Raw genomic sequence first — 583 nt, forward strand, 5'->3', positions numbered from 1 at the left:
GGCTCGGCGGCCCCGGCGGTTCCGGCGGCCCTGGCGGCTCGTGCGGGGCGCGTGGGTGCCCCGGAGGGGCTGGCGGATGATGGGGCGACACTGTCCGGCATATTCGACTTCCTTTGCCTGCCGAACAGTGTAACTCTTGTGGAATAATTTTTTACGTCGTTGAATAATAACGATATTATCGCATATGTCCGAGGCTGGTGTCCGCCAGCGAACAGCACTGTCCGGATCCGAACATGTCCGACGCCGCGTCAAGCCCCGTTGTGCCGCACCCCCCGGTTTCGCCTTCGGGCGGGTCTTCGGCGGCGCCGTGCATCCTGTTCGTCGATGACGATGCCGATATCCGCCAGGCGACGTCGCTGCTGCTGCGGCGCCGGGGGTTCGACATGGTCGCGGCGGAGAATCCCGAGCAGGCGCTGAGCGCCCTGGCCGCGTCGCCGGTGTCCGCCGTGCTGCTGGACCTGAATTACCGGCGCGGCGCGACCAATGGCGAGGAGGGGCTGGCCTGCCTGCGCGCGGTGCTGGCGCATGATCCGGGCCTGCCGGTGGTGGTGGTGACGGGGCATAGCGGGGTGGCGATCGCGGT

1 protein-coding gene is annotated in these 583 nt (G+C 67.8%); it reads left to right on the forward strand.

The features are described from left to right. Positions 1-233 precede the first annotated feature (233 nt). Positions 234-583, forward strand: a 350-nt coding sequence (locus HUK84_RS22145; protein WP_176642035.1) for a response regulator, incomplete at its 3' end; no start/stop codon positions are given.

The sequence above is a fragment of the Nguyenibacter vanlangensis genome (assembly GCF_013376155.1).
In the GTDB taxonomy this organism is placed as follows: Bacteria; Pseudomonadota; Alphaproteobacteria; order Acetobacterales; family Acetobacteraceae; genus Gluconacetobacter; species Gluconacetobacter vanlangensis.